Here is a 20325-nt window from a genome sequence, read left to right on the forward strand (position 1 = left end):
CTCGGTCACCGTTCCGGCGGGCGAGGCTCGTGCCCGCCGACGCCCGGCCGGCGCAGCCCGAGGCGAGCGGAGGACCGCCGGTGCGGCTGCGAGCGCGCGCGCCGGATGGCCCGCCGGGTCTGGCGCTGCACCTTGGGTTTGTCGTCCCACACCTCGGGGTGACGGGACAGCCAGGCCTTCGTGCCGACCGCGAACGGGATGTGAATGATGTAGGCGACGATCAGCACCAGGATCACGACGTAGCCGTACTGGACGGACGCGGCCACCATGATGGCCAGCACCGCGAGCAGCGGCACGACCATGTTCGGCGACACCGCGAACGTGTGCACCTTGCGCATCGGGATGGCACTGACCACCAGGAGCGACACCGCGATCATCCAGACGATCACCACGGCCTCGGCGGCGTGCGTGTCCCACCAGGGCCCGGGGAACTGCAGCTTCGCGGCGATCGGGCCGATCGACCCGATGGCGCCCGCGGGGGCGGGCATGCCGGTGAAGAACTCCTTCTCGTAAGCGGGTCCGTCGACGTGCAGCATCGCGTTGTACCGTGCGAGCCGCAGCACGATGCACACCGCGTACACCAGGACCACGATCCAACCGATCCGCGACTCCTGCAGCAGCGTCGCCCACACGATCAGCGCGGGCGCGACGCCGAAGTTGACCGCGTCGGCGAGCGAGTCGATCTCCTCGCCCATCTTCGAGGTGGCGTTCAGCATGCGGGCGGCGCGGCCGTCGAGTGCGTCGAGGATGGCTGCGCCGGCGAGCAGCGCCATCGCCTCGGTGGGCCGGTGATCGAGGGCGTACTTGATCGCCGACATGCCCAGACAGATCGCCGCGACGGTCATCGCGCTCGGGAGGATCCGAACGCTCAGCTGCGGCGTCTTGAGGTGCGGTCTCATCGCAGTTCCGCCAGCGGCGTCTCTCCGCCGATCGCCCGCTGCCCGAGTTCGACGATGACGTCGGCGTCGGCCGGGAAGAAGGTGTCGAGGCGCGAGCCGAACCGGATCAGGCCGTACGTCTGGCCCAGCTCGAGCGAGTCGCCGGCGTAGGTGGAGCACACGATGCGGCGCGCGATGAGGCCCGCGATCTGCACCGCGACCACGTCGACGCCGTCGGCGGTGCGCAGCCACACGCTGTTGCGCTCGTTCTCCGCGCTGGCGGACGCCTTGTCGGCCGACTGGAACTGGCCCGGCCGGTGCTTGACGGAGACCACGTCGCCGGCGACGGGCGCGCGCTGGACGTGGGCGTCGAAGATCGACAGGAAGATGCTGACGCGCTTCATCGGGACGTCGGGCAGGTTGAGTTCGGCCGGCGGGACGGCCTCGTCGATCAGCGTGACCAGGCCGTCGGCCGGTGCGACGACCAGGCCGGGCCGGGTCGGCGGCACCCGCGGCGGGTGGCGGAAGAAGCCGGCACACGCGCCGGCGGCGGTGAGCCCGACCGCGCGGACCAGCCGGTTGCGCCGGCCGACCGCGGCCACGCCGAGCCCGCCCGCGATGAACGGGAGACCGGCGGGATGGATCGGGGGAACGGTCGACCGGACGAGGTCGACGAATCGGGAGAGCTCTGAACTATGGTCTTCGACCGCAGGCGGTCGCGCGGGTCTGGCCATGGGATCCCGAGTCTAGCGATTCGACCGGCTGCGAGGTCGCGCCCTGGTCAGCCGAGGTCCCAAATCCGTACAGCCGACCCCTCCGCGACGCCGGTCACGTCCTCGTCGATCTCGAGCAGGCAGTTCGCCGACGCCAGCCAGCGCAGATGGTGCGAGGCCGGCGGGCCGTAGCTCGTCACGGTGTCGCCGTCGAGGACGCCGCGACGGAACTGCCGCCGGCCCCCCGGCGAGGTCAGCGACTCGGTGAGCGTGGCGCTGCGGCGTCGGCGCTCCGGTTCGGGCAGGCGCATCGCCGCGCGCAGGGGACCGCGGATGAACACCTCGAACGACACCAGCGCGCTCACCGGGTTGCCGGGCAGCGTGATGATCGGGGTGCCGGCGACGCGTCCCGCGCCCTGCGGCATCCCCGGCTGCATCGCCACCTTCACGAACTCGACCTCGTCGCCGAGCGAGTCCTTGACCACCTCGTAGGCGCCCGCGCTCACGCCGCCGGTCGTGATGATCAGGTCGGCGGTCGCGGCGTGCTCGAGCAGCGTCGACCGGAAGACCTCGACGTCGTCGGACGTCATCGCGACCGTCACCACCTCGGCGCCCGCGTCGCGGACGGCGGCGGCCAGCATCACCGCGTTGGACTCGTAGATCTGCCCGGGCAGCAGTTCCTCCAAGGGTGTGCCCGCACTGACCAGTTCGGATCCCGTCGACATCACCAGGACGCGCTGCCGGGGGACGACCTCGACCTCGCCGAGTCCGAGCGCGGCGATCAGGCCGAGCGCGGCCGGGCTCAACAGCTGGCCCGCCTCGAGCACGGTGGTCCCCGCCTGGACGTCCTCGCCCGCGTGCCGGACGTGCTGGTCGGATCGGCTGGCGCGCCGGATGGTCACCGTCTCGGTGCCGCCGTCGGTGACCTCGACGGGCACGATCGCGGTGGCCCCGGTCGGCAGCGGTGCACCGGTCATGATCCGGTGCGCGGTGCCCGGCGCGAGGGTGAGCGGGTCGGTGCGGCCGGCCGGGATGTCCTCGGCCACCGGCAACGTCACCGGTGACTCCTCCGACGCGGCGGCGACGTCGTCCGCCATCACCGCGTACCCGTCCATCGCGGAGTTGTCGAAGTTCGGCAGGGACAGCGGCGCCACCACGTCCGCGGCCAGCACGAGGCCGAGCGCCTCGGACACCCGCACGGCCACCGGCGCGCGTGGCGTCATCAGTCGGGCGACGACGGCCTGGTGTTCCTCGACGGTCCGCACGGCTACACCGGGAAGGTGACGCCGGTGAGTTCCTCGGACACCGTCCAGAGCCGCTTCTGCACGGCCTCGTCGTGGGACTGGTCGCTCGACGACACCAGCACCGGGTAGCCCATCAGCTCACGGAAACCCTTGGGGCCGTAGTACTGTCCGCCGACCACGTCCGGAGCCGTGGCGGCCCGCAGCGTGGCCAGGGCGCCCTTGGCGGGGCTGTTGGTGACCAGGCCCGCCACCGAGGAGAAGCCGGGGAGGCCGCTGCCCGGGATGTGGCGCATGAGTTCGGTGTTCGAGATGCCGGGGTGCGCCGCGACCGCGATGGTCTGCTCGCCCTTGGCGGCCAGCCTGCGCTGCAGGTCGTAGGCGAACATCAGGTTCGAGAGCTTCGACTGCCCGTAGGCCGGCACCCTGCCGTAGCTGCGGTCCCACTGCAGGTCGTCGAAGTGGATGGCCGCCTGGATCTTGTGCGCGACGCTCGCGACCACGACGACGCGCGAACCCGCCACCGGCAGAACGTGATCGAGCAGCAGGCCGGTCCACGCGAAGTGCCCGAGGTGGTTGGTGCCGAACTGCAGCTCGAAGCCATCGGCGGTGTGGCCCTTGGGTGGGTACATCAGACCGGCGTTGTTGATCAGCAGGTCGATGCGGGGATGGGCGGACCTGATCGCGTCGGCGGCGGCGCGCACCGACGCCAGCGAGCCGAGGTCGAGTTCCTGCAGCGTCACGTCGGCGCCGGGCGCGGTCTCGGCGATCTTCGCCGCCGCCTGCCTGCCCTTGTCCAGGTTGCGGACCGCCAGCACGACGCGCGCGCCGCGCTCGGCCAGCACGCGGGCCGTCTCGAAGCCCAGTCCGGTGTTGGCGCCGGTGACGACTGCGAGTCGTCCGGCCTGATCGGGCACGTCGGCCTCGGTCCAGTGCGCATTGCTGCTCATGGGCACGACCATACTCAAGGAGATGTCTCAGCTCGCCGACCCCGCGCACCCGCCCAGCCGGAGGGCGCCGCTGGTGTGGGCCGTCTCCGCGGCCGTCCCGTGGGCCGTGCTCGCGGTGGCGCAGGTGGTGTGGTTCGTCCTCGACGGCCGCTTCGGCTGGCTCAACGCGGCGGCCGCGGCGGTCACGGTGGCGGGCGTGGCGCTGTTCGTCGGCGTCGTGCCGGTGTGGCGCTACCGCGTGCATCGGTGGGAAGTCGACGACCGCGCCGTCTACACGCGCACCGGGTGGCTGATCCAGGAGCGCCGGATCGCGCCGATCTCACGGGTGCAGACCGTCGACACCCAGCGCGGACCGCTGGACCGGCTGTTCGGCCTCGCCACCGTCACGGTCACCACGGCCTCGTCGGCGGGCGCGGTGCGGATCGTCGCACTCGACTCCGAGGTGGCCGACCAGGTCGCCGCGCGGCTCACCGACGTCGCCGCCCTCGGCGACCGGGACGCGACGTGACCGCACCGGCGGGGGAGTGGCGGCGCCTGAGCCCGCGCATGCTGCTGGTGCACCCGATTCACGAAGTGCTGCGCCAGCTTCCGCTGCTGATCGGCTCCGTGGTGCTCGGCACCGCGACCGGCAACCCGCTGTGGTCGGTCGCCGCGCTGGTCCTGCTGGTCGTCTACGGCGTGGCGCGCTGGTTCACCACCACCTACCGCATCGACGACGAGCAGATCCAACGTCGTGAAGGCGTGCTGGCGCGCACCGTGCTCTCATTGCCGCGCAACAGGATCCGATCGGTCTCCACCGACGCGCGACTGCTGCACCGGCTGCTGGACCTCACCGTGGTCAAGGTCAGCACGGGCCAGGAGGCCCGTGGCGACGCGGAGTTCGCACTCGACGCCGTCCGCCTCGCCGAGGTCACCGGCCTGCGGGCCGTGCTGCTCGCCGAGGCACCGGTATTGCCGGACCGACCGCCCGTCGACCGGGTGCTGGCGCGGTGGCAGCCGTCGTGGCTGCGCTACAGCCCGCTCAGCTTCACGGGACTGGCGATGATCGCGGCGGCCGTGGGCGTCGTGTCGCAGACGGGTGTGCTTGCCACGGTGGGTGATTCGCCGCTTGCGCGGGCCGGTCTCGACGCCGCCGAGCGAGCGGGGGTCGTCGTGGTGGTGGCCGTCGGGGCCGGTGGTCTGCTCGTGGCGTCCGTCGTCCTGTCGGTGCTGCGCTCGCTGGTCACCTACGGCAACCTCGTCCTGTCCCGCGGGGACGGGGTGCTGAACCTCCAGCACGGCCTGCTCCGACTGCGGCAGCACACCTACGACCTCCGCAGGCTGCGCGGCGGGACGCTGCGGGAGCCGCTGCTGGTGCGGATGTTCGGCGGGGCCCGCCTCGACGCGGTGATGACCGGCGTCGGCGGCGCCGGGGAGGCGTCGCTCCTGCTGCCGCCGTGCCCGCGTGCGACGGCCGAGGCCGTGCTCGGCGACCTGACCGCCCGCGGCATCGGCGGGGTCGAGCTGGTGTCGCACGGCCCGGCCGCGGCGCGCAGGCGGTGGACGAGGGCGCTGACGTTCCCCGCCGTCGCAGCCGTCGCGCTCGCCGCCCTCGGCGCTCCCGCGTGGACGTGGGTCGTGCTCGGCCTGGCCGTGGTGGCCGCGGCGTTCCTGGCCGTCGACCGGTCGCGCGCACTCGGGCACCGGGTGGACGGCACGTGGCTGATCACGCAGTCGGGCAGCCTCGAGCGGCGGCGGGACTGCATCGCCGCGGCGGGCATCATCGGGTGGACCGTCCGGCAGTCGCCGTTCCAGCGGCGCGCGGGCGTGGCCACGCTCGTCGCGGCCACGGCCGCCGGCGTCAAGGGCTATCGGGTGCTCGACGTCCCCGCGGACCTCGCGTGGTCGGTGGCCGCGACCGCGTCACCATGGGTCGCGGACAGTGCGTGGGGCCACACTCTGGCGTCCTGAGCGGGCCCCGAGTTGCATCCGTGCCCGGGCCGTTTACCTTGGCACCATGGCTATCGGTGGCGTGCTGTTCGACATCGATGGCGTCCTGGTGACGTCGTGGAAGCCGATCGCCGGTGCGGGTGAGACGCTGCGCGTGCTGGCCGACCGGCAGATCGCGCGGACCTACCTCACCAACACCACCACCAAGACCCGCGTGCAGATCGCCGATCTGCTGACCGACGCCGGCATGGACGTCACCGCCGACGAGGTGATCACCGCCGCCGTCCTCACCGCCGACTACGTGCGCGACCGCTACCCGGGGGCGCGCTGCTTCCTGGTGAACAGCGGGCAGATCGGCGCGGACATGCAGGGCATCGACCTCGTCTACTCCCACGACGTCGACGACGACTCCTCCGAGACGCCCGACGTGGTGCTGCTCGGCGGGGCAGGCCGCGAGTACGACCACCTCACCCTGAGCCGTGTCTACGACTGGATGGCGCGCGGCGTGCCCGTCGTCGCGATGCACCGCAGCACGGCGTGGAACACCACCGGCGGGCTGCGCATCGACACCGGCATGTACCTGCTCGGCATGGAGGAGACGTCCGGGCGCAAGGCCGTCGCCGTCGGAAAGCCTGCGCCCGAGGGGTTCATCGCGTCGGCCAACCGGCTCGGCGTCGACCCCGAGGAGATGTACATGGTGGGTGACGACCTCAACAACGACGTGCTCGCCGCGCAGGTGGTCGGCATGGCCGGCGTGCTGGTGCGCACCGGCAAGTTCCGGCAGGACACGCTGGACCGCTGGGCCACCGACGAATTCGCGATGCAGCCCAACCACGTCATCGACTCCGTCGCGGACCTGCCGGAGCTGCTGGGCCTCTAGCGGGTATCGCCTCGAGTGTGGCGTTGATGCACGGAAAATCGCGAAATGCGTGTGTCAAGCCCACATTCGGCGGGCACGGCGATCAGCCCCGCAGCGTCCGCACGGCCTCGATGCGCGCGGCGATCTGCTCGGAGTTCGCGGCCGCCACCACGGGGCCACCGCAGATGCGGCGCAACTCGTTGTGGATCCAGCCGTGCGGCTTTCCCGTCCGGTGGTGGGCGAGCGTGACGAGCGCGTTCAACTCGCGCCGCAGGTCTCGGAGCTGGCCGTGGGTGGTCACCGGTGCCACCACCGCGGTCTCACCGTTGGCGGCTCGGCTCCGGCGGCCCAGCTGCTCTTCCTGCCTGCGCGACAACAGGTCTCGCATCTGCGCGGCATCGAGTAGGCCGGGGATGCCGAGGTAGTCGGCCTCCTCCTCGCTGCCCGAGGGGGTGGCCGTGCCGAACGACGAACCGTCGAAGATCACCTGGTCGAGTTCGGCGTCCGCGCCGAGCATCTCGTACCCGCGATCCATGTCGCCGGCCTCGTCCTTGGTCTTGTTGGCGTCGGCGAGCAGTTCGTCGTCCCACTCGTCGCCCTGCGGCTCGCGGTGCGGCTTGCCCAGGACGTGGTTGCGCTGGGCCTCCATCTGACTGGCCAGGAGCAGCAGGTTGGGCACCGACGGCAGGAATATGCTCGCGGTCTCGCCGGCCTTGCGGGAACGGACGAAGCGGCCGATGGCCTGGGCGAAGAACAGTGGCGTCGACGCGCTCGTCGCGTACACGCCGACCGCGAGTCGCGGCACGTCGACGCCCTCGGACACCATCCGGACCGCGACCAGCCACCGGCTGGTGCCCATCGAAAACTGCGAGATGCGGTCCGAGGAGCCCGGGTCGTCGGACAGCACCACGGTGGGCGCCTCGCCGGTGATCGTGGTCAGCAGGTTGGCGTAGGCCCGCGCCGCGGTCTGGTCGGAGGCGATGATCATGCCGCCGGCGTCGGCGACGTGCTGGCGCTTCTGCTGCAGTCGCTTGTCCGCGGCGGCGATCACCGCGGGCATCCACTCGCCCGCCGGGTTCAGGGCGGTCTTCCAGGCGCGCGCCGTCTGCTCTGCGGTCAGCGGTTCGCCCAGCCGCGCCGCGTGCTCCTCGCCCGCGCTGTCGCGCCAGCGGGACTCGCCCGAGTACGCCAGGAACACCACCGGCCGCACCACGCCGTCGGCGAGCGCGTCGGAGTAGCCGTAGGTGTGATCGGACTTCGAGTGCTTGAGCCCGTCGGGGCCCAGCTCGTAGTTGACGAAGGGGATCGGGCTGTCGTCGCTGCGGAACGGCGTACCGGTCAGCGACAGGCGCCGGGTCGCGTCGTCGAACGCCTCGCGGATCGCCTCGCCCCAGCTCTTGGCGTCGCCGCCGTGGTGGATCTCGTCGAAGATGACCAGCGTCTTGCGGTTCTCCGTGCGAACGCGGTGCCGGCCGGGGTGGCTGGCCACCTGGGCGTAGGTGACGACGACGCCGTGGTACTCGTCGGAGTTCTGCGACGACGAATTGCTGAACTTGGGGTCCAGCGCCATGCCCATCCGCTCGGCGGCCTGGGCCCACTGAATCTTGAGGTGCTCGGTCGGCACCACCACGGTGACCCGCTCGACGACGCCCTCGCTCAGCAGTTCGCCGGCGATGCGCAGCGCAAAGGTCGTCTTGCCTGCACCGGGGGTCGCCACGGCCAGGAAGTCCCGCGGACGCGCCGAGAGATACTTCACCAACGCTCGACGCTGCCAGCCCCGCAAAGCCTGGGTGCTGGGCGCTGCAAAAGCCCGCACCCGAAGACTCCTATCTGGTCGTGAGCCACTCTAGGGCACACCGTCGAACCGGTCCAATGATCCCGATTGGCAGGGATTTTCGTGTCGCGCGTGTCGCGTGGGCGTGTCGTGCGGCGGCCGGGTCGACGGACGCTCAGCCGTTTGCCATCCGCCTGGCGGGCCGCCACCAGTCTCGCCGCCTAGCGTGCGCTGGTGCTCACACGGCGGAACTTCGTCGGGACGCTGGTCGGCGTCTCGGCTGCGCTTGCCCACGCGGCCTCCGCGGCGCCGGCGAACGCGGCACCCACGGGTGTCGACCCCGACGCCGTCGCGGCGGTCGACGCCCGCCGCGCGCCGACGCAGTGGGGGATGGCGATGCCGGGCATCGTGTCCGGATTCAGCGCCGCCGGCCGCCAGCTGGCGCTGACCCTCGACGCGTGCGACCGCGCGTGTGACGACGCGCTGCTGAGCATGCTGCAGCGCAACGGGGTGCCGGCGGTGCTGTTCATCTGCTCGAAGTGGATCGACGACAACCCCGGCCGGCTGGACCGGCTGGCCGCCGACCCGCTGTTCGAGATCGGCAACCACGGCACCCGCCACGTCCCGCTGTCGGTGACCGGCCGATCGGCGTACGGCATCGCCGGCACGCGGACCCCGGCCGAGGTGGTGTCCGAGGTGTGGGGGAACCAGATGCGCCTGACGTCACTGACCGGGAAGGCGCCGGTCTGGTTCCGCACCGGTACCGCGCACTACGACGACGTCGCGGTCGACATCGTCCACCAGCTCGGCCTCACCCCCGTCGGCTTCACCGTCAACGCCGACGACGGCGCCACCGAGCCCGCCGCGCACGTCGCGGCCGCGATCGAAGCCGCCGCACCCGGGTCGATCGTGCTGGCCCACGTCAACCACCCCGAGGCGGGCACGGGCACCGGACTGTCGACGGCGATCCCCGCGATGCAGAAGGCAGGGTGGGAGTTCGTGCCGCTGGCGGGTCAGACGTACGCCTGACCGGATACTGCGCAGAATGAGGTGGTGACACCAGACCACGATCCCTTCGTGCGCGTCGTCGGGTCCGACGTGCACAACCTGCGCACCGTGACCGTCGCCGCGCCGCGCGACGCCCTGGTCGCGTTCACCGGCATCTCGGGATCGGGCAAGTCCTCGCTGGCGTTCGGGACCATCTACGCGGAGGCCCAGCGCCGCTACTTCGAGTCCGTCGCGCCGTACGCGCGCCGGCTGCTGCTGCCCACCGACGCGCCGAAGGTCGACGACATCACCGGGCTGCCGCCGGCCGTCGCTCTGCAGCAGCGCCGCGGATCGACGTCGTCGCGCTCGTCGGTCGGCACGGTGACGACGCTGTCGAACCTGCTGCGGATGCTGTTCTCCCGCGCGGGCACCTTCCCCCGCGGCTTCACCGAGCGCCTGGACTCGGACTCGTTCTCGCCGAACACCGCGATCGGGGCGTGCCCGGAATGCCACGGCATGGGCCGCATCCACCGGGTCACCGAGGAGACGCTGGTGCCGGACCCGTCGCTGACGATCCGCGAGGGAGCGGTGGCCGCCTGGCCCGGCGCCTGGCAGGGCCAGAACCTCCGCGACATCCTCATCACGCTGGGCTACGACATCGACAAGCCGTGGCGCAAGCTACCCAAGCGGGACCGCAACTGGATCCTGTTCACCGACGAGCAGCCCACCGTGGAGATCCACCCGCACCGGGCGGCGGTCACCGCGGACTACACCTACAACGGCACCTTCTCCAGCGCCGAGCGGCACGTCCGGCACACGCTCGCCAACTCGCAGAGCGCGATGATGCGCCGCCGCGTGCTCCGGTACGTCGACAGCGTCGACTGCCCGGTCTGCGACGGTTCCGGCCTGCGGCCCGAGGCGCTGGCGGTCACGTTCGCCGGCCGCAACATCGCGCAGCTGGTGGCGCTGCCGCTGACCGAACTCGCCGACGTCCTGCGTCCGGCCGCCGAGCGCACCGACTTCGAGGCCGCCTTCGAGTCGACCGAATCGGGTGAGCTGACCGAGGTCGCCACCATGATCGCCGCCGACCTGGTCGCCCGGATCCAGGTACTCCTCGACCTGGGGCTGGGCTATCTCGCGCTGAACCGCCGCACGCCCACCGTGTCGCCGGGGGAGTTGCAGCGGCTGCGGCTGGCCACGCAGCTGCGCGCGGGGCTGTTCGGCGTCCTCTACGTGCTCGACGAGCCGTCCGCCGGTCTGCACCCGGCCGACGCCGAACCGCTGCTCGAGGTGCTGGACCGGTTGCGCCGCGCCGGCAACTCGCTGTTCGTCGTCGAGCACGACATGGACGTGGTGCGCCGCGCGGACTGGATCGTCGACGTCGGGCCCGGGGCCGGTGAACTCGGCGGCGAGGTGCTCTACAGCGGGCCGGTGGCAGGGCTGGCGGACGTCGGTCGGTCGGTCACGCGCCGGCACCTGTTCGGCGAGGTCCCCCGCACCGCGCGCACGCCACGGCCGCCCACGGGACTACTCCGGCTGCGCGGCATCGACTTTCACAACCTGCGCAGCCTCGACCTCGACGTGCCGCTCGGCGTCTACACCGCCGTCACCGGGGTGTCCGGGTCCGGCAAGTCGACCCTCGTCTACAAGGTGCTGGGCGACGTCGTCCGGCGCCATCTCGGCGGCGGCTCCGCGGAGCCCGAACCCGACGTCGTGGACGACGGCGAGGTGGCCGACCTCGACCGCGACGCGAGCATCGGCGTCACCGCCGACGGCGTCGAGCTGATCGACCGCCTCGTCGCGGTCGACCAGAAGCCCATCGGCCGGACGCCGCGCTCCACGCTGGCCACCTACACCGGCCTGTTCGACGCGGTCCGCAAGGAGTTCGCCGCGACGCCGATGGCGCGGCGGCGCAAGTGGACCGCCGGACGCTTCTCCTTCAACGTGGCCGACGGACGGTGCCAGACGTGTCAGGGCGAGGGCTTCGTCTCCGTCGAGCTGCTGTTCCTGCCGGGGACCTACGGCACCTGCCCGACGTGCCATGGGACGCGGTTCGAGGACTCGACGCTCGAGGTCCGCTACCGCGACCGCAGCATCGCCGACGTGCTGGCGATGACCGTGGACGAGGCGGCGGAGTTCCTCGCCGACGTCGCCGGCGCCGCGCGCTCGCTGCACACCCTGAAGGACGTCGGGCTGGGCTATCTGCGACTCGGCCAGCCCGCCACGGAGTTGTCCGGCGGCGAGGCGCAGCGCATCAAGCTGGCCACCGAACTGCAGCGGCCGCGGCGGGGCCACACGCTCTACGTGCTCGACGAGCCGACCACCGGACTGCATCCCGCCGACGTGGACCTGCTCGACGACCAGCTGCACCGACTCGTCGACGCCGGCAACACCGTCGTCGTCGCCGAGCACGACATGCGGGTGGTGGCAGGCACCGACTGGGTGATCGACCTGGGCCCGGGTGCCGGCGACGACGGCGGTCGCGTGGTCGCCGTCGGCCACCCGGCCGAGGTGGCGCGGGCGGACGGGAGCCGCACCGCGCCCTACCTCGCCGCGGCGCTGGCCGCGGTCACACCGGGAACGTGACCCCGGTCAGTTCCTCCGAGACCGTCCACAGGCGCCGCTGCACGTCGACGTCGTGGGACCGCCGGTTCGACGCGACGACCTTCGGATAGCCGCGCATCTCCAGGAAGCCACCGGGGCCCAGGTACTGCCCGCCGGACACGTGCGGGTCCGTCGCGGCGCGCAGCGTCGGCAGTGCGCCCATCTCGGTGGACTGCTCCAGGGACCCGAAGGCCAGCTTCACCGGGCCGGGCAGGTAGCGGTCCAGCTCCGAACTGGAGCCGCCGGGGTGGGCGGCGAGCGCGGTGGTGGTCGTGCCCGTCAGGCGGCGCTGCAACTCATAGGTGAACAGGAGATTCGACAGCTTCGACTGCCCGTACGCCGCCATCCTGTTGTAGCCGCGCTCGGCGCCGAGGTCGTCGAAGCGGACGCGGCCGAAGCGGTGGCCGATGCTGCTGACCGTCACCACCCGCGAGCCGGGCGCCGCCAGCACGCGGTCCAGGAGGCGGCCGGTGAACGCGAAGTGGCCGAGGTGGTTGGTGCCGAACTGCAGCTCGAACCCGTCGCGCGTCGTCGACTTCGGCGTCATCATCACGCCGGCGTTGTTCACCAGCAGGTCGATCCGGTCGTGCGTGCCGCGCAGCTGTTCCGCGGCGTCCTCGATCGACGCGAGCGACGTCAGGTCGAGTTCCTGCAGCGTGACGTCGGCGCCGGGGGTGCGGCGGACGATCAGATCGGCCGCGGCCTTGCCCTTGTCGAGGTTGCGTACGGCGAGCACCACGCGCGCGCCGCGAGACGCCAGCCCGGCCGCCGTCTCGTAGCCCAGTCCGGTGTTGCCGCCGGTGACGACGGCGACGCGGCCGGTCTGATCGGGGATGTCGGTGACGGTCCAGCGGCTCATGGAGACTCCTCGGGTTAGAGTTGATTCGGAACGTGCGCTCCGGTTGGGTCCGACTATACGGAACGCGCGCTCCGGTTGTCGACCAAGGGAGTGATTTCAGTGAGCCAGGCGGCGCGACCGATGCGAGCCGATGCGGCGCGCAACCGCGCCCGGGTGCTCGAGGTCGCGTACGAGACCTTCGCCGCCGAGGGCCTGGCCGTGCCGATCGACGAGATCGCCCGCCGCGCCGGCGTCGGCCCGGGCACCGTCTACCGCCACTTCCCGACCAAGGAGGCGCTGTTCGAGGCGGTCATCGAGGAGCGCGTCCGCAGCATCCTGGCGCGTGGCAGGGCGCTGCTCGAGGACGATCCGGGCACCGCGCTGTTCGAGTTCCTGCGGGAGATGGTCCGCACCAGCGCCGCCGACCACGGCATCGCCGACGCGCTCGTGGGCTACGGGGTCGACATGGCCACGGCGGCGCCCGGTGCCGAGGCGGCATTCGCCGAGGTGCTCGGAGAACTGCTCGCGGCGGCGCAACGCGTCGGTGCCGTGCGCGACGACGTCGGCGCCGCCGAGGTCAAGGCCCTGCTGATGGTGTGCAAGGCCACGCTCGACCACGGCGCGGGCGTCGCGGACCGGGTCGCCGACGTCATCGTCGACGGGCTGCGGTCCGCCCGCTGAGCCTCAGTCGACGAAGAAGTTGTCGTTGGCGACGAACCACTCCCGGCGCTCGTCGTCAGTCATCTGCCCGAGCTGGGCGAGTCCCTCGAAGTAGTGTTCGCGCGGCGCGCCGGGGGCGAACAGCATCAGCATCGACGCGGGCGCGTCCGCCTCGTTGCGGAAGCCGTGGATGCCGCCGGGCGGTACGTACAGGAAGTCGTTCTGGCCCGTGGTCTTCCAGTCGGTGCCGTCGTAGATCGTCACCGAACCCGACAGCACGAAGAACGCCTCGGACATCGCCCGGTGGTAGTGCGGCCCCGGACCGCCGGCCTTCGGGGCGAGGTCGACGCGGAACAGCCCGTAGTCGCCGCCCGTCGCCTGCTCGTTGGCCAGGTAGTGGTACTGGACCAGCCCGAACGAGTCGTGGTCCGGCGGGTCGTCCCCGCGCCGGACCCACGCGCTGACCTCCGGGTCGCCGTGGTGGCGGGGTGGGGGATAGGGCGGGACGATCAGAGACATCCGGTCGACTCCCCGTGGTGCAGGGCCGCAATCGTGGTCACCGAATGATTTTCGCCGACCTTTCCGCTGTAAGTGGCCCATTCGGTCAACCTTGCACTCGCCCATGTCGAGTGCTAGAAATGACGTTGGCACTCGCGATCGGTGAGTGCTAGGTCGGGACGGTGAGAGCACAGTCCGAACACAACTGGGCTCGTCCGTCGCGGGCATCGCTCCCGGCCCAAGAACGTGTCACCCCCTAATCGGAGGATTCACTTCGCAATGTCCAAGATTATTGCGTACGACGAAGAGGCACGCCGCGGCCTCGAGCGGGGTCTCAATGCCCTCGCCGACGCGGTCAAGGTAACGCTGGGCCCCAAGGGTCGCAACGTCGTGCTGGAGAAGAAGTGGGGCGCTCCCACGATCACCAACGATGGCGTGTCCATCGCCAAGGAGATCGAGCTGGAGGATCCCTACGAGAAGATCGGCGCCGAGCTGGTCAAGGAAGTTGCCAAGAAGACGGATGACGTCGCTGGCGACGGCACCACCACGGCCACCGTGCTCGCCCAGGCCCTGGTTCGCGAAGGTCTGCGCAACGTCGCGGCCGGCGCCAACCCGCTCGGCCTGAAGCGCGGCATCGAGAAGGCCGTCGAGAAGATCACCGAGTCGCTGCTGGCATCGGCCAAGGAGGTCGAGACCAAGGAGCAGATCGCTGCCACCGCGGGCATCTCCGCCGGTGACCAGTCGATCGGCGATCTGATCGCCGAGGCACTCGACAAGGTCGGCAACGAGGGTGTCATCACCGTCGAGGAGTCGAACACCTTCGGCCTGCAGCTCGAGCTCACCGAGGGCATGCGGTTCGACAAGGGCTACATCTCCGGCTACTTCGTGACCGACGCCGAGCGTCAGGAAGCCGTCCTCGAGGATCCCTACATCCTCCTGGTCAGCTCGAAGGTCTCGACCGTCAAGGATCTGCTGCCCCTGCTGGAGAAGGTCATCCAGTCCGGCAAGCCGCTGCTGATCATCGCCGAGGACGTCGAGGGCGAAGCTCTCTCCACCCTGGTGGTCAACAAGATCCGTGGCACCTTCAAGTCCGTCGCCGTTAAGGCCCCGGGCTTCGGTGACCGTCGCAAGGCCATGCTGCAGGACATCGCGATCCTGTCCGGTGGCCAGGTCATCAGCGAAGAGGTCGGCCTCTCGCTCGAGACCGCCGACGTCGCGCTGCTGGGTCAGGCTCGCAAGGTCGTCATCACCAAGGACGAGACCACCATCGTCGAGGGCTCGGGCGACTCCGAGGCCATCGCCGGCCGCGTGGCTCAGATCCGTGCCGAGATCGAGAACAGCGACTCCGACTACGACCGCGAGAAGCTGCAGGAGCGCCTGGCCAAGCTGGCCGGCGGTGTTGCGGTGATCAAGGCCGGAGCTGCCACCGAGGTGGAGCTCAAGGAGCGCAAGCACCGCATCGAGGACGCCGTTCGCAACGCGAAGGCCGCCGTCGAAGAGGGCATCGTCGCCGGTGGCGGCGTGGCCCTGCTGCAGTCGGCTCCGTCGCTGGACGAGCTGGAGCTCACCGGTGACGAGGCGACCGGCGCGAACATCGTGCGCGTCGCGCTGTCGGCCCCGCTCAAGCAGATCGCCTTCAACGGTGGCCTGGAGCCGGGTGTCGTCGCGGAGAAGGTCTCGAACCTTCCTGCGGGTCACGGCCTGAACGCCGCGACCGGCGAGTACGAGGACCTGCTGGCCGCCGGCGTTGCCGACCCGGTCAAGGTCACGCGCTCGGCGCTGCAGAACGCGGCGTCCATCGCGGCGCTGTTCCTCACCACCGAGGCCGTCGTCGCCGACAAGCCGGAGAAGGCGTCCGCACCCGCGGGCGACCCGACCGGTGGCATGGGCGGCATGGACTTCTAAGTCCGACGCTTCACGAGAAGCCCCGGCGCGCTCCGCGCGCCGGGGCTTTTTCGTGTGCCCGACACGATGTCGTGCTGAGAGCGTCGCCATGGAAATAGTGGCGCGGCGGTCCCCTCAGGGCGACATCGTGATCGGCCCGCGGTGGCCACGCCTGCGGATGACGGCCAGAACGTCCGCGAGCACCCCGTCCCAGCGGTAGAAGACGTCCTCGTAGGTCAGCCGCATGACGGTGAACCCCAGCCCGACGGCCACTCTGTCCCTCGTCCGGTCGGCTTGATACCTCGGCAGATGATGCTCGCGGCTGTCGGCCTCGATGATCAGCCGGTCGCCCACCAGGAAGTCGACCCGCCCCACCCCCGGGATGCCCACCTGCGTGCGGAGTCGGATCCCCCTCGCGCGCAGCCGCAGTCGGATGACGGTCTCGGTGCCGGACTCGCTCGCGGCGTCGCATCTGTCGGCCAGGTCCAGGCCCGCGAAGCGGGACGCCGCCACGACCGCCCTCGCGTCGGCCATGTCGAGCATCCCGGCGTTGAGCATCGAGTCCAGGACCACGACGAGACCCTCGGCGCCGAGGCAGTTCGCGGCCGATGCGACCGCCACGTCGATCGGGTCGACAGCGCCGACGATGGGCGGGTCGAGCCGATACGGCCGGCAGGACCGGACGTCCGAACGGGACCGGCGGGCGCGCTCCGAGTGTCGGACGTGCAGCGCGCTGTCGGGAACCCACACGCGGCGCATGCGCAGCGCCGAGACACATCCCACGACGCCTCCCGCCGCGACCGCGCGGACGACGTAGGGGTCGGCCGACGGGCTCGCGTACCAACCCGGTCGCAGGGATCGCCACCCCTGCCCGGACAGCTTCCTGATCTGCGCGTGCGACCACCCCGCGGCCCGCAACTGAGCGGACGACACCACGCCGCCGTTCGCCGCGAGGACGTGGGCGATGGCGGTCACCGTCCCATGGCAGCGCACGGCGCATGGCCGGCGATAGCCCCCGATCGCCGACCTGTGGATAACCGTGGGAACAACGTGGGCGGGCCGCGCGGTTCACCAAGGCATGTCCTTGCCGAAACCCTCGCCCACCACCACCGCCGTCGTCACCGGAGCCTCATCGGGCATCGGCGCCGACCTCGCCCGTGAACTCGCCGCGCGCGGGCACGGTGTCACGCTCGTCGCCCGCCGCGAAGACCGGCTGCGCGACCTGGCCGCCGAACTCGGCACCGCAGTACGCGTCGAGGTGATCGCGGCCGACGTCGCCGACCCCGCGGCGCGCGCAGCGCTGTTCGACGAGATCGAGCGCCGCGGCCTGACGGTCGACGTGCTGGTGAACAACGCCGGCCTCGGTACCGTCGGCGCCGTCGCCGAGGCGGACGTCGACGCCGAGATCGCGCAGGTGCGGGTCAACGTCGAGGCTGTCGTCGACCTGACCACCCGGGCGGTGCGCCAGATGGTGCCGCGCGGCCGCGGTGCGATCCTGAACGTCGGCTCGGTCGCCGCCTTCCAACCCTTCCCGGGTCAGTCCAGTTACGCGGCGACGAAGGCGTTCGTCCGCAGCTACACCGACGGTCTGCGCGCTGAGCTGGCCGGCACGGGTGTCACGGTCGCGACGCTGCATCCCGGACCGGTGAAGACCGAGTTCTTCCAGGCCGCGGGCGTCGACGAGAAGGCCTTCGACGACGTCTTCCCGAAGATCATGTGGATGCCCTCGCGCGCGGTCGCCGAGGTCGGCATCGACGCGCTCGAACATGACCGGGGCAGCGCGATCCCGGGTCTCGCCAACCGGATCGGCAAGGAACTGTTCGGGCTGCTACCGCAGCGCGTGCTCCTGCCGCTGCTCAAGAGCCAGCATCCCTCGCTGAAGGCCTAGGCCGGCGCCGGCCGCCGCCCGCGGACGAGCTTGCCCGGGCGGGCGTCGGTGGGTGCGCCGTGCTCGGCGATCACCTGACCGGACACGATGGTGGCGACGTAGCCGTTGGCGGTCTGGTCGAGCCGGCGGCCGCCTGCGGGCAGGTCGGCCGCGACGGTCGGCTTGTGCAGCGTCAGTGCCGCGGGGTCGATGACGTTGACGTCGGCCTTGTACCCGACCGCCAGCCGGCCGCGGTCGGCGAGGCCTGCGACGCGGGCGGGCACCGACGTCAGCTCCCGGACCACCCGCTGCACCGGCAGTCGGCCCGTCGCGCGATCGCGGACCCAGTGCGTCAGCATGTAGGTGGGATAGCTTGCGTCGCAGATCATTCCGTAGTGGGCGCCGCCATCACCGAGTCCGAGCACGACGTCGTCGCGCTGGATCAGATCGGCGACCGTGTCCAGTGAGTTGTCCCGGAAGTTGGCGAGCGTGACCAGCAGCATGGCGTGCCCGTCGTCGTCGAGCAGCCGGTCGTAGGCCTCCTCGAGCGGGCTGACGCCGCCGGCCCGTGCGCGGGCGCCGATCGAATCCTCTGGCGCCGGTTCGTAGTTCGGCGGATCGCCGAGCGGGAACATGTAGTCCCACGCCTGCGCGGCGAACATCAGCGGGTGGCCACCCGGGGCGGGGGCGTCGTTCAGGATGCCCGCCCGGACGTCGGGCCGGCGCATCGCGGCCACCCGCTCGGCCAGCGGCAGGTCGGCGATCGCCAGGTAGGACGGGTACATCACGAACGGGTTGCCCGACAGCTCCAACCCGAGCACCAAGCCGATCGGTCGCGGGAAGATCTGCCCCGTGACGTCGCCACCGTTGGCGTTGGCCTTCTCCACCATCCGCAGCGCGTCCTCGTGGATGGGTGGGCCGGCGTTGCCGATCGCGAGCGTGAACGTCACTGGCAGGCCCACCTCGGCCGCCACGTCGAACACGGCCGCGAGCGCACCCTCGTAGTCGCCCGCCATGAGGTCGGGAACGAACTGCAGCAGGCCGCCGCCGGCGTCGTCGACACCGCGGGCAATGGCCTCGATCTCGGCGTACTCGGCCTCGTAGCTGGGGATCGGGTGTCCGCTCGACGTCTTGTGCAGGGTCAGCCGGGAGGAAGCGAATCCCAGTGCGCCCGAACGGATCGCCTCCTCCGCGAGCTTCCGCATCATCGCGAGGTCGTCCGGGGTGGGCAGCTCGCGGTCGACGCCGCGCCGGCCCATCACGTACACCCGCAGCGGCGAGTGCGGCAGGAAGGCGGCGACGTCGATGTCGCGGGCCCGGGCGTCGAGTGCGTCGAGGAACTCGGGGAAGGTCTCCCACGTCCACGGCAGCCCGTCGACCATCACGACGCCGGGGATGTCCTCCACGCCCGCCATGACGTCGACGAGCGTCTCGTGGTCCTCCGGTCGGCACGGCGCGAAGCCCACGCCGCAGTTGCCCATGACCGCGGTGGTGACGCCGTGCGCCGACGACGGCGTCATCCGGTCCGACCAGATCGCCTGCCCGTCGTAGTGGGTGTGCAGGTCGACGAACCCCGGCGTGACGAGCAAACCCGCGGCGTCGATCTCACGCGCCGCGTCGCCGTCCACGGTGCCGATCGCGGTGATGACGCCGTCGGTGATGGCGACGTCACCGACGACGGGTTCGCCGCCGAGTCCGTCGACGATCGTGCCGCGGCGAATGATCAAGTCAGCGCTCATCTTCTGAATGTACGACGCGCAAAACCGAGAAACCACGGGATCCGCTCATGCGACGATGGGCATGTGATCGACCACTTCGGAATCAACAGCGCCGACTTCGAGAGGGCGACGAAGTTCTACGACGCGGTCCTGGGCGTACTCGACTACGAGCGGCAGATCGACGTCGGCCAGGCGGTCGGATACGGCACGCAGGGCAAGCCCGACTTCTGGGTCGAGGACGCCTCGGGCCGAGAGGTGGGCGCCCCCGTGCACTTCGCGTTCACCGCGCCCAGCGCCGAGAGCGTCCAGGCGTTCTATCACGCGGCGCTCGCCTTCGGCGTCGAGCCGCTGCACGAGCCGAGGATCTTCCCCGAGTACCACCCGAACTACTACGGGGCGTTCGTGCGGGACCCCGACGGCAACAACGTCGAGGCCGTGTTTCACGGCGGCGGGCCGAGCTAGCGGGCGACCCTTCGGCCGCGGATCAGCAGCACCAGCAGCGTCAGCCACGCCACCGCGGCCACACCGGTGGACACCCCGGCGACGACCTCGCTCGCGCCGAGTGCACCGGGACCGAACCACCGGCTGAGCACCGATTCGGTGCGGTCGGAGTCGTCGAAGTCGACGATCGCCAGGCCGAACGCGAGCATCGCCGCCCACACCGCGAGCTGCGCCCACGCCTGGCCGGCCGTCAGCCGGATCGGGCGGGCCGGCTGCCGGTACGCCAGCACCGTCGTCGTGGCGAGCAACGCCACCAGCAGCGGTACGGCCGTCATCATCAGGATGATGAACGTCCACCCCCATTCGACGCCGAAGATCGCCCGACCCATCCAGACCCAGGCGATGAGGGCGACGTTGAGCGGAATGACAGACCACAGCACGGCCTTGCGCAGAAACGCCATCGTCGAACCGTACGGGTAACTTC

The 20325-nt window shown here is 71.1% G+C and carries 19 protein-coding genes; 9 read left to right on the forward strand and 10 right to left on the reverse strand.

What is annotated here, in order from left to right; all coding sequences use genetic code 11:
* Positions 1-5: 5 nt before the first annotated feature.
* Genes pssA through AC1MEY_RS26950 form a run of 4 tightly spaced genes read right to left on the reverse strand, consistent with a single transcriptional unit; the run spans position 6 to position 3782 of the window.
* Positions 6-899 carry a CDP-diacylglycerol--serine O-phosphatidyltransferase gene (gene pssA, locus AC1MEY_RS26935; RefSeq protein ID WP_480228387.1) on the reverse strand — a complete coding sequence of 298 codons (894 nt, stop codon included), beginning with the start codon at positions 897-899 and terminating at the stop codon, positions 6-8.
* Complete coding sequence (locus AC1MEY_RS26940) at positions 896-1612, reverse strand: phosphatidylserine decarboxylase (RefSeq protein WP_480228388.1); 717 nt, start codon at positions 1610-1612, stop codon at positions 896-898. Before AC1MEY_RS26940 ends, pssA begins: the two co-directional genes overlap by 4 nt.
* A gap of 47 nt (positions 1613-1659) precedes the next feature.
* A complete protein-coding gene (moeA, locus tag AC1MEY_RS26945; protein WP_480228389.1) occupies positions 1660-2856 on the reverse strand; it encodes a molybdopterin molybdotransferase MoeA in 1197 nt (398 codons plus the stop codon).
* Positions 2857-2858: 2 nt separating this feature from the next.
* Complete coding sequence (locus AC1MEY_RS26950) at positions 2859-3782, reverse strand: SDR family NAD(P)-dependent oxidoreductase (RefSeq protein WP_480228390.1); 924 nt, start codon at positions 3780-3782, stop codon at positions 2859-2861.
* On the opposite strand from AC1MEY_RS26950, the gene AC1MEY_RS26955 reads away from it, so the two are divergent.
* From AC1MEY_RS26955 to AC1MEY_RS26965, 3 genes are read left to right on the forward strand one after another with little or no spacing between them, the layout of a single operon-like run.
* Positions 3781-4290, forward strand: a complete 510-nt coding sequence (locus tag AC1MEY_RS26955) for a PH domain-containing protein (protein WP_480228391.1) — start codon at positions 3781-3783, stop codon at positions 4288-4290. The genes AC1MEY_RS26950 and AC1MEY_RS26955 overlap by 2 nt on opposite strands.
* Entirely contained in the window at positions 4287-5732 is a 1446-nt protein-coding gene (locus tag AC1MEY_RS26960) for a PH domain-containing protein (RefSeq protein ID WP_480228392.1), read from the forward strand. Before AC1MEY_RS26955 ends, AC1MEY_RS26960 begins: the two co-directional genes overlap by 4 nt.
* Positions 5733-5778: 46 nt before the next feature.
* Complete coding sequence (locus AC1MEY_RS26965; RefSeq protein WP_480228393.1) at positions 5779-6591, forward strand: HAD-IIA family hydrolase; 813 nt, start codon at positions 5779-5781, stop codon at positions 6589-6591.
* An 82-nt stretch (positions 6592-6673) separates the two neighbouring features.
* On the opposite strand, the gene AC1MEY_RS26970 is transcribed toward AC1MEY_RS26965, so the two are convergent.
* The gene (locus AC1MEY_RS26970) at positions 6674-8386 is read right to left on the reverse strand and encodes a DEAD/DEAH box helicase (RefSeq protein WP_480228394.1); all 1713 of its coding nucleotides are present in this window, start codon (positions 8384-8386) and stop codon (positions 6674-6676) included.
* A gap of 192 nt (positions 8387-8578) precedes the next feature.
* On the opposite strand from AC1MEY_RS26970, the gene AC1MEY_RS26975 reads away from it, so the two are divergent.
* Both AC1MEY_RS26975 and AC1MEY_RS26980 read left to right on the forward strand, forming a co-directional pair.
* Entirely contained in the window at positions 8579-9373 is a 795-nt protein-coding gene (locus AC1MEY_RS26975) for a polysaccharide deacetylase family protein (RefSeq protein ID WP_480228395.1), read from the forward strand.
* Positions 9374-9397: 24 nt separating this feature from the next.
* The gene (locus AC1MEY_RS26980; protein WP_480228396.1) at positions 9398-11917 is read left to right on the forward strand and encodes an excinuclease ABC subunit UvrA; all 2520 of its coding nucleotides are present in this window, start codon (positions 9398-9400) and stop codon (positions 11915-11917) included.
* On the opposite strand, the gene AC1MEY_RS26985 is transcribed toward AC1MEY_RS26980, so the two are convergent.
* Positions 11901-12794 carry an SDR family NAD(P)-dependent oxidoreductase gene (locus AC1MEY_RS26985; RefSeq protein WP_480228397.1) on the reverse strand — a complete coding sequence of 298 codons (894 nt, stop codon included), beginning with the start codon at positions 12792-12794 and terminating at the stop codon, positions 11901-11903. The genes AC1MEY_RS26980 and AC1MEY_RS26985 overlap by 17 nt on opposite strands.
* Positions 12795-12914: 120 nt before the next feature.
* On the opposite strand from AC1MEY_RS26985, the gene AC1MEY_RS26990 reads away from it, so the two are divergent.
* On the forward strand, positions 12915-13454 hold the full coding sequence (locus tag AC1MEY_RS26990; protein WP_480228398.1) for a TetR/AcrR family transcriptional regulator: 540 nt from the start codon (positions 12915-12917) through the stop codon (positions 13452-13454).
* Positions 13455-13457: 3 nt separating this feature from the next.
* On the opposite strand, the gene AC1MEY_RS26995 is transcribed toward AC1MEY_RS26990, so the two are convergent.
* The gene (locus AC1MEY_RS26995) at positions 13458-13952 is read right to left on the reverse strand and encodes a cupin domain-containing protein (RefSeq protein ID WP_480228399.1); all 495 of its coding nucleotides are present in this window, start codon (positions 13950-13952) and stop codon (positions 13458-13460) included.
* A 258-nt stretch (positions 13953-14210) separates the two neighbouring features.
* On the opposite strand from AC1MEY_RS26995, the gene groL reads away from it, so the two are divergent.
* The gene (gene groL / locus AC1MEY_RS27000; protein WP_480228400.1) at positions 14211-15836 is read left to right on the forward strand and encodes a chaperonin GroEL; all 1626 of its coding nucleotides are present in this window, start codon (positions 14211-14213) and stop codon (positions 15834-15836) included.
* 114 nt (positions 15837-15950) lie between these two features.
* Here groL and AC1MEY_RS27005 read toward each other — a convergent pair whose 3' ends face one another.
* Positions 15951-16790 carry an endonuclease domain-containing protein gene (locus AC1MEY_RS27005; protein WP_480228401.1) on the reverse strand — a complete coding sequence of 280 codons (840 nt, stop codon included), beginning with the start codon at positions 16788-16790 and terminating at the stop codon, positions 15951-15953.
* Positions 16791-16893: 103 nt separating this feature from the next.
* Between AC1MEY_RS27005 and AC1MEY_RS27010 the strand changes: the two genes are divergently transcribed.
* Positions 16894-17703 carry an SDR family NAD(P)-dependent oxidoreductase gene (locus AC1MEY_RS27010; protein ID WP_480228402.1) on the forward strand — a complete coding sequence of 270 codons (810 nt, stop codon included), beginning with the start codon at positions 16894-16896 and terminating at the stop codon, positions 17701-17703.
* Here the strand turns inward: AC1MEY_RS27010 and AC1MEY_RS27015 are convergent.
* Positions 17700-19421: an N-acyl-D-amino-acid deacylase family protein gene (locus AC1MEY_RS27015; RefSeq protein WP_480228403.1), complete on the reverse strand. Its 1722-nt coding sequence runs from the start codon at positions 19419-19421 to the stop codon at positions 17700-17702. The two genes, AC1MEY_RS27010 and AC1MEY_RS27015, sit on opposite strands and share 4 nt — an antisense overlap.
* Positions 19422-19484: 63 nt before the next feature.
* Between AC1MEY_RS27015 and AC1MEY_RS27020 the strand changes: the two genes are divergently transcribed.
* On the forward strand, positions 19485-19862 hold the full coding sequence (locus AC1MEY_RS27020; protein WP_480228404.1) for a VOC family protein: 378 nt from the start codon (positions 19485-19487) through the stop codon (positions 19860-19862).
* Here AC1MEY_RS27020 and AC1MEY_RS27025 read toward each other — a convergent pair.
* Positions 19859-20302: a hypothetical protein gene (locus AC1MEY_RS27025; protein ID WP_480228405.1), complete on the reverse strand. Its 444-nt coding sequence runs from the start codon at positions 20300-20302 to the stop codon at positions 19859-19861. The two genes, AC1MEY_RS27020 and AC1MEY_RS27025, sit on opposite strands and share 4 nt — an antisense overlap.
* Positions 20303-20325 lie beyond the last annotated feature (23 nt).

The organism is Mycobacterium sp. PTI7 (assembly GCF_056679845.1).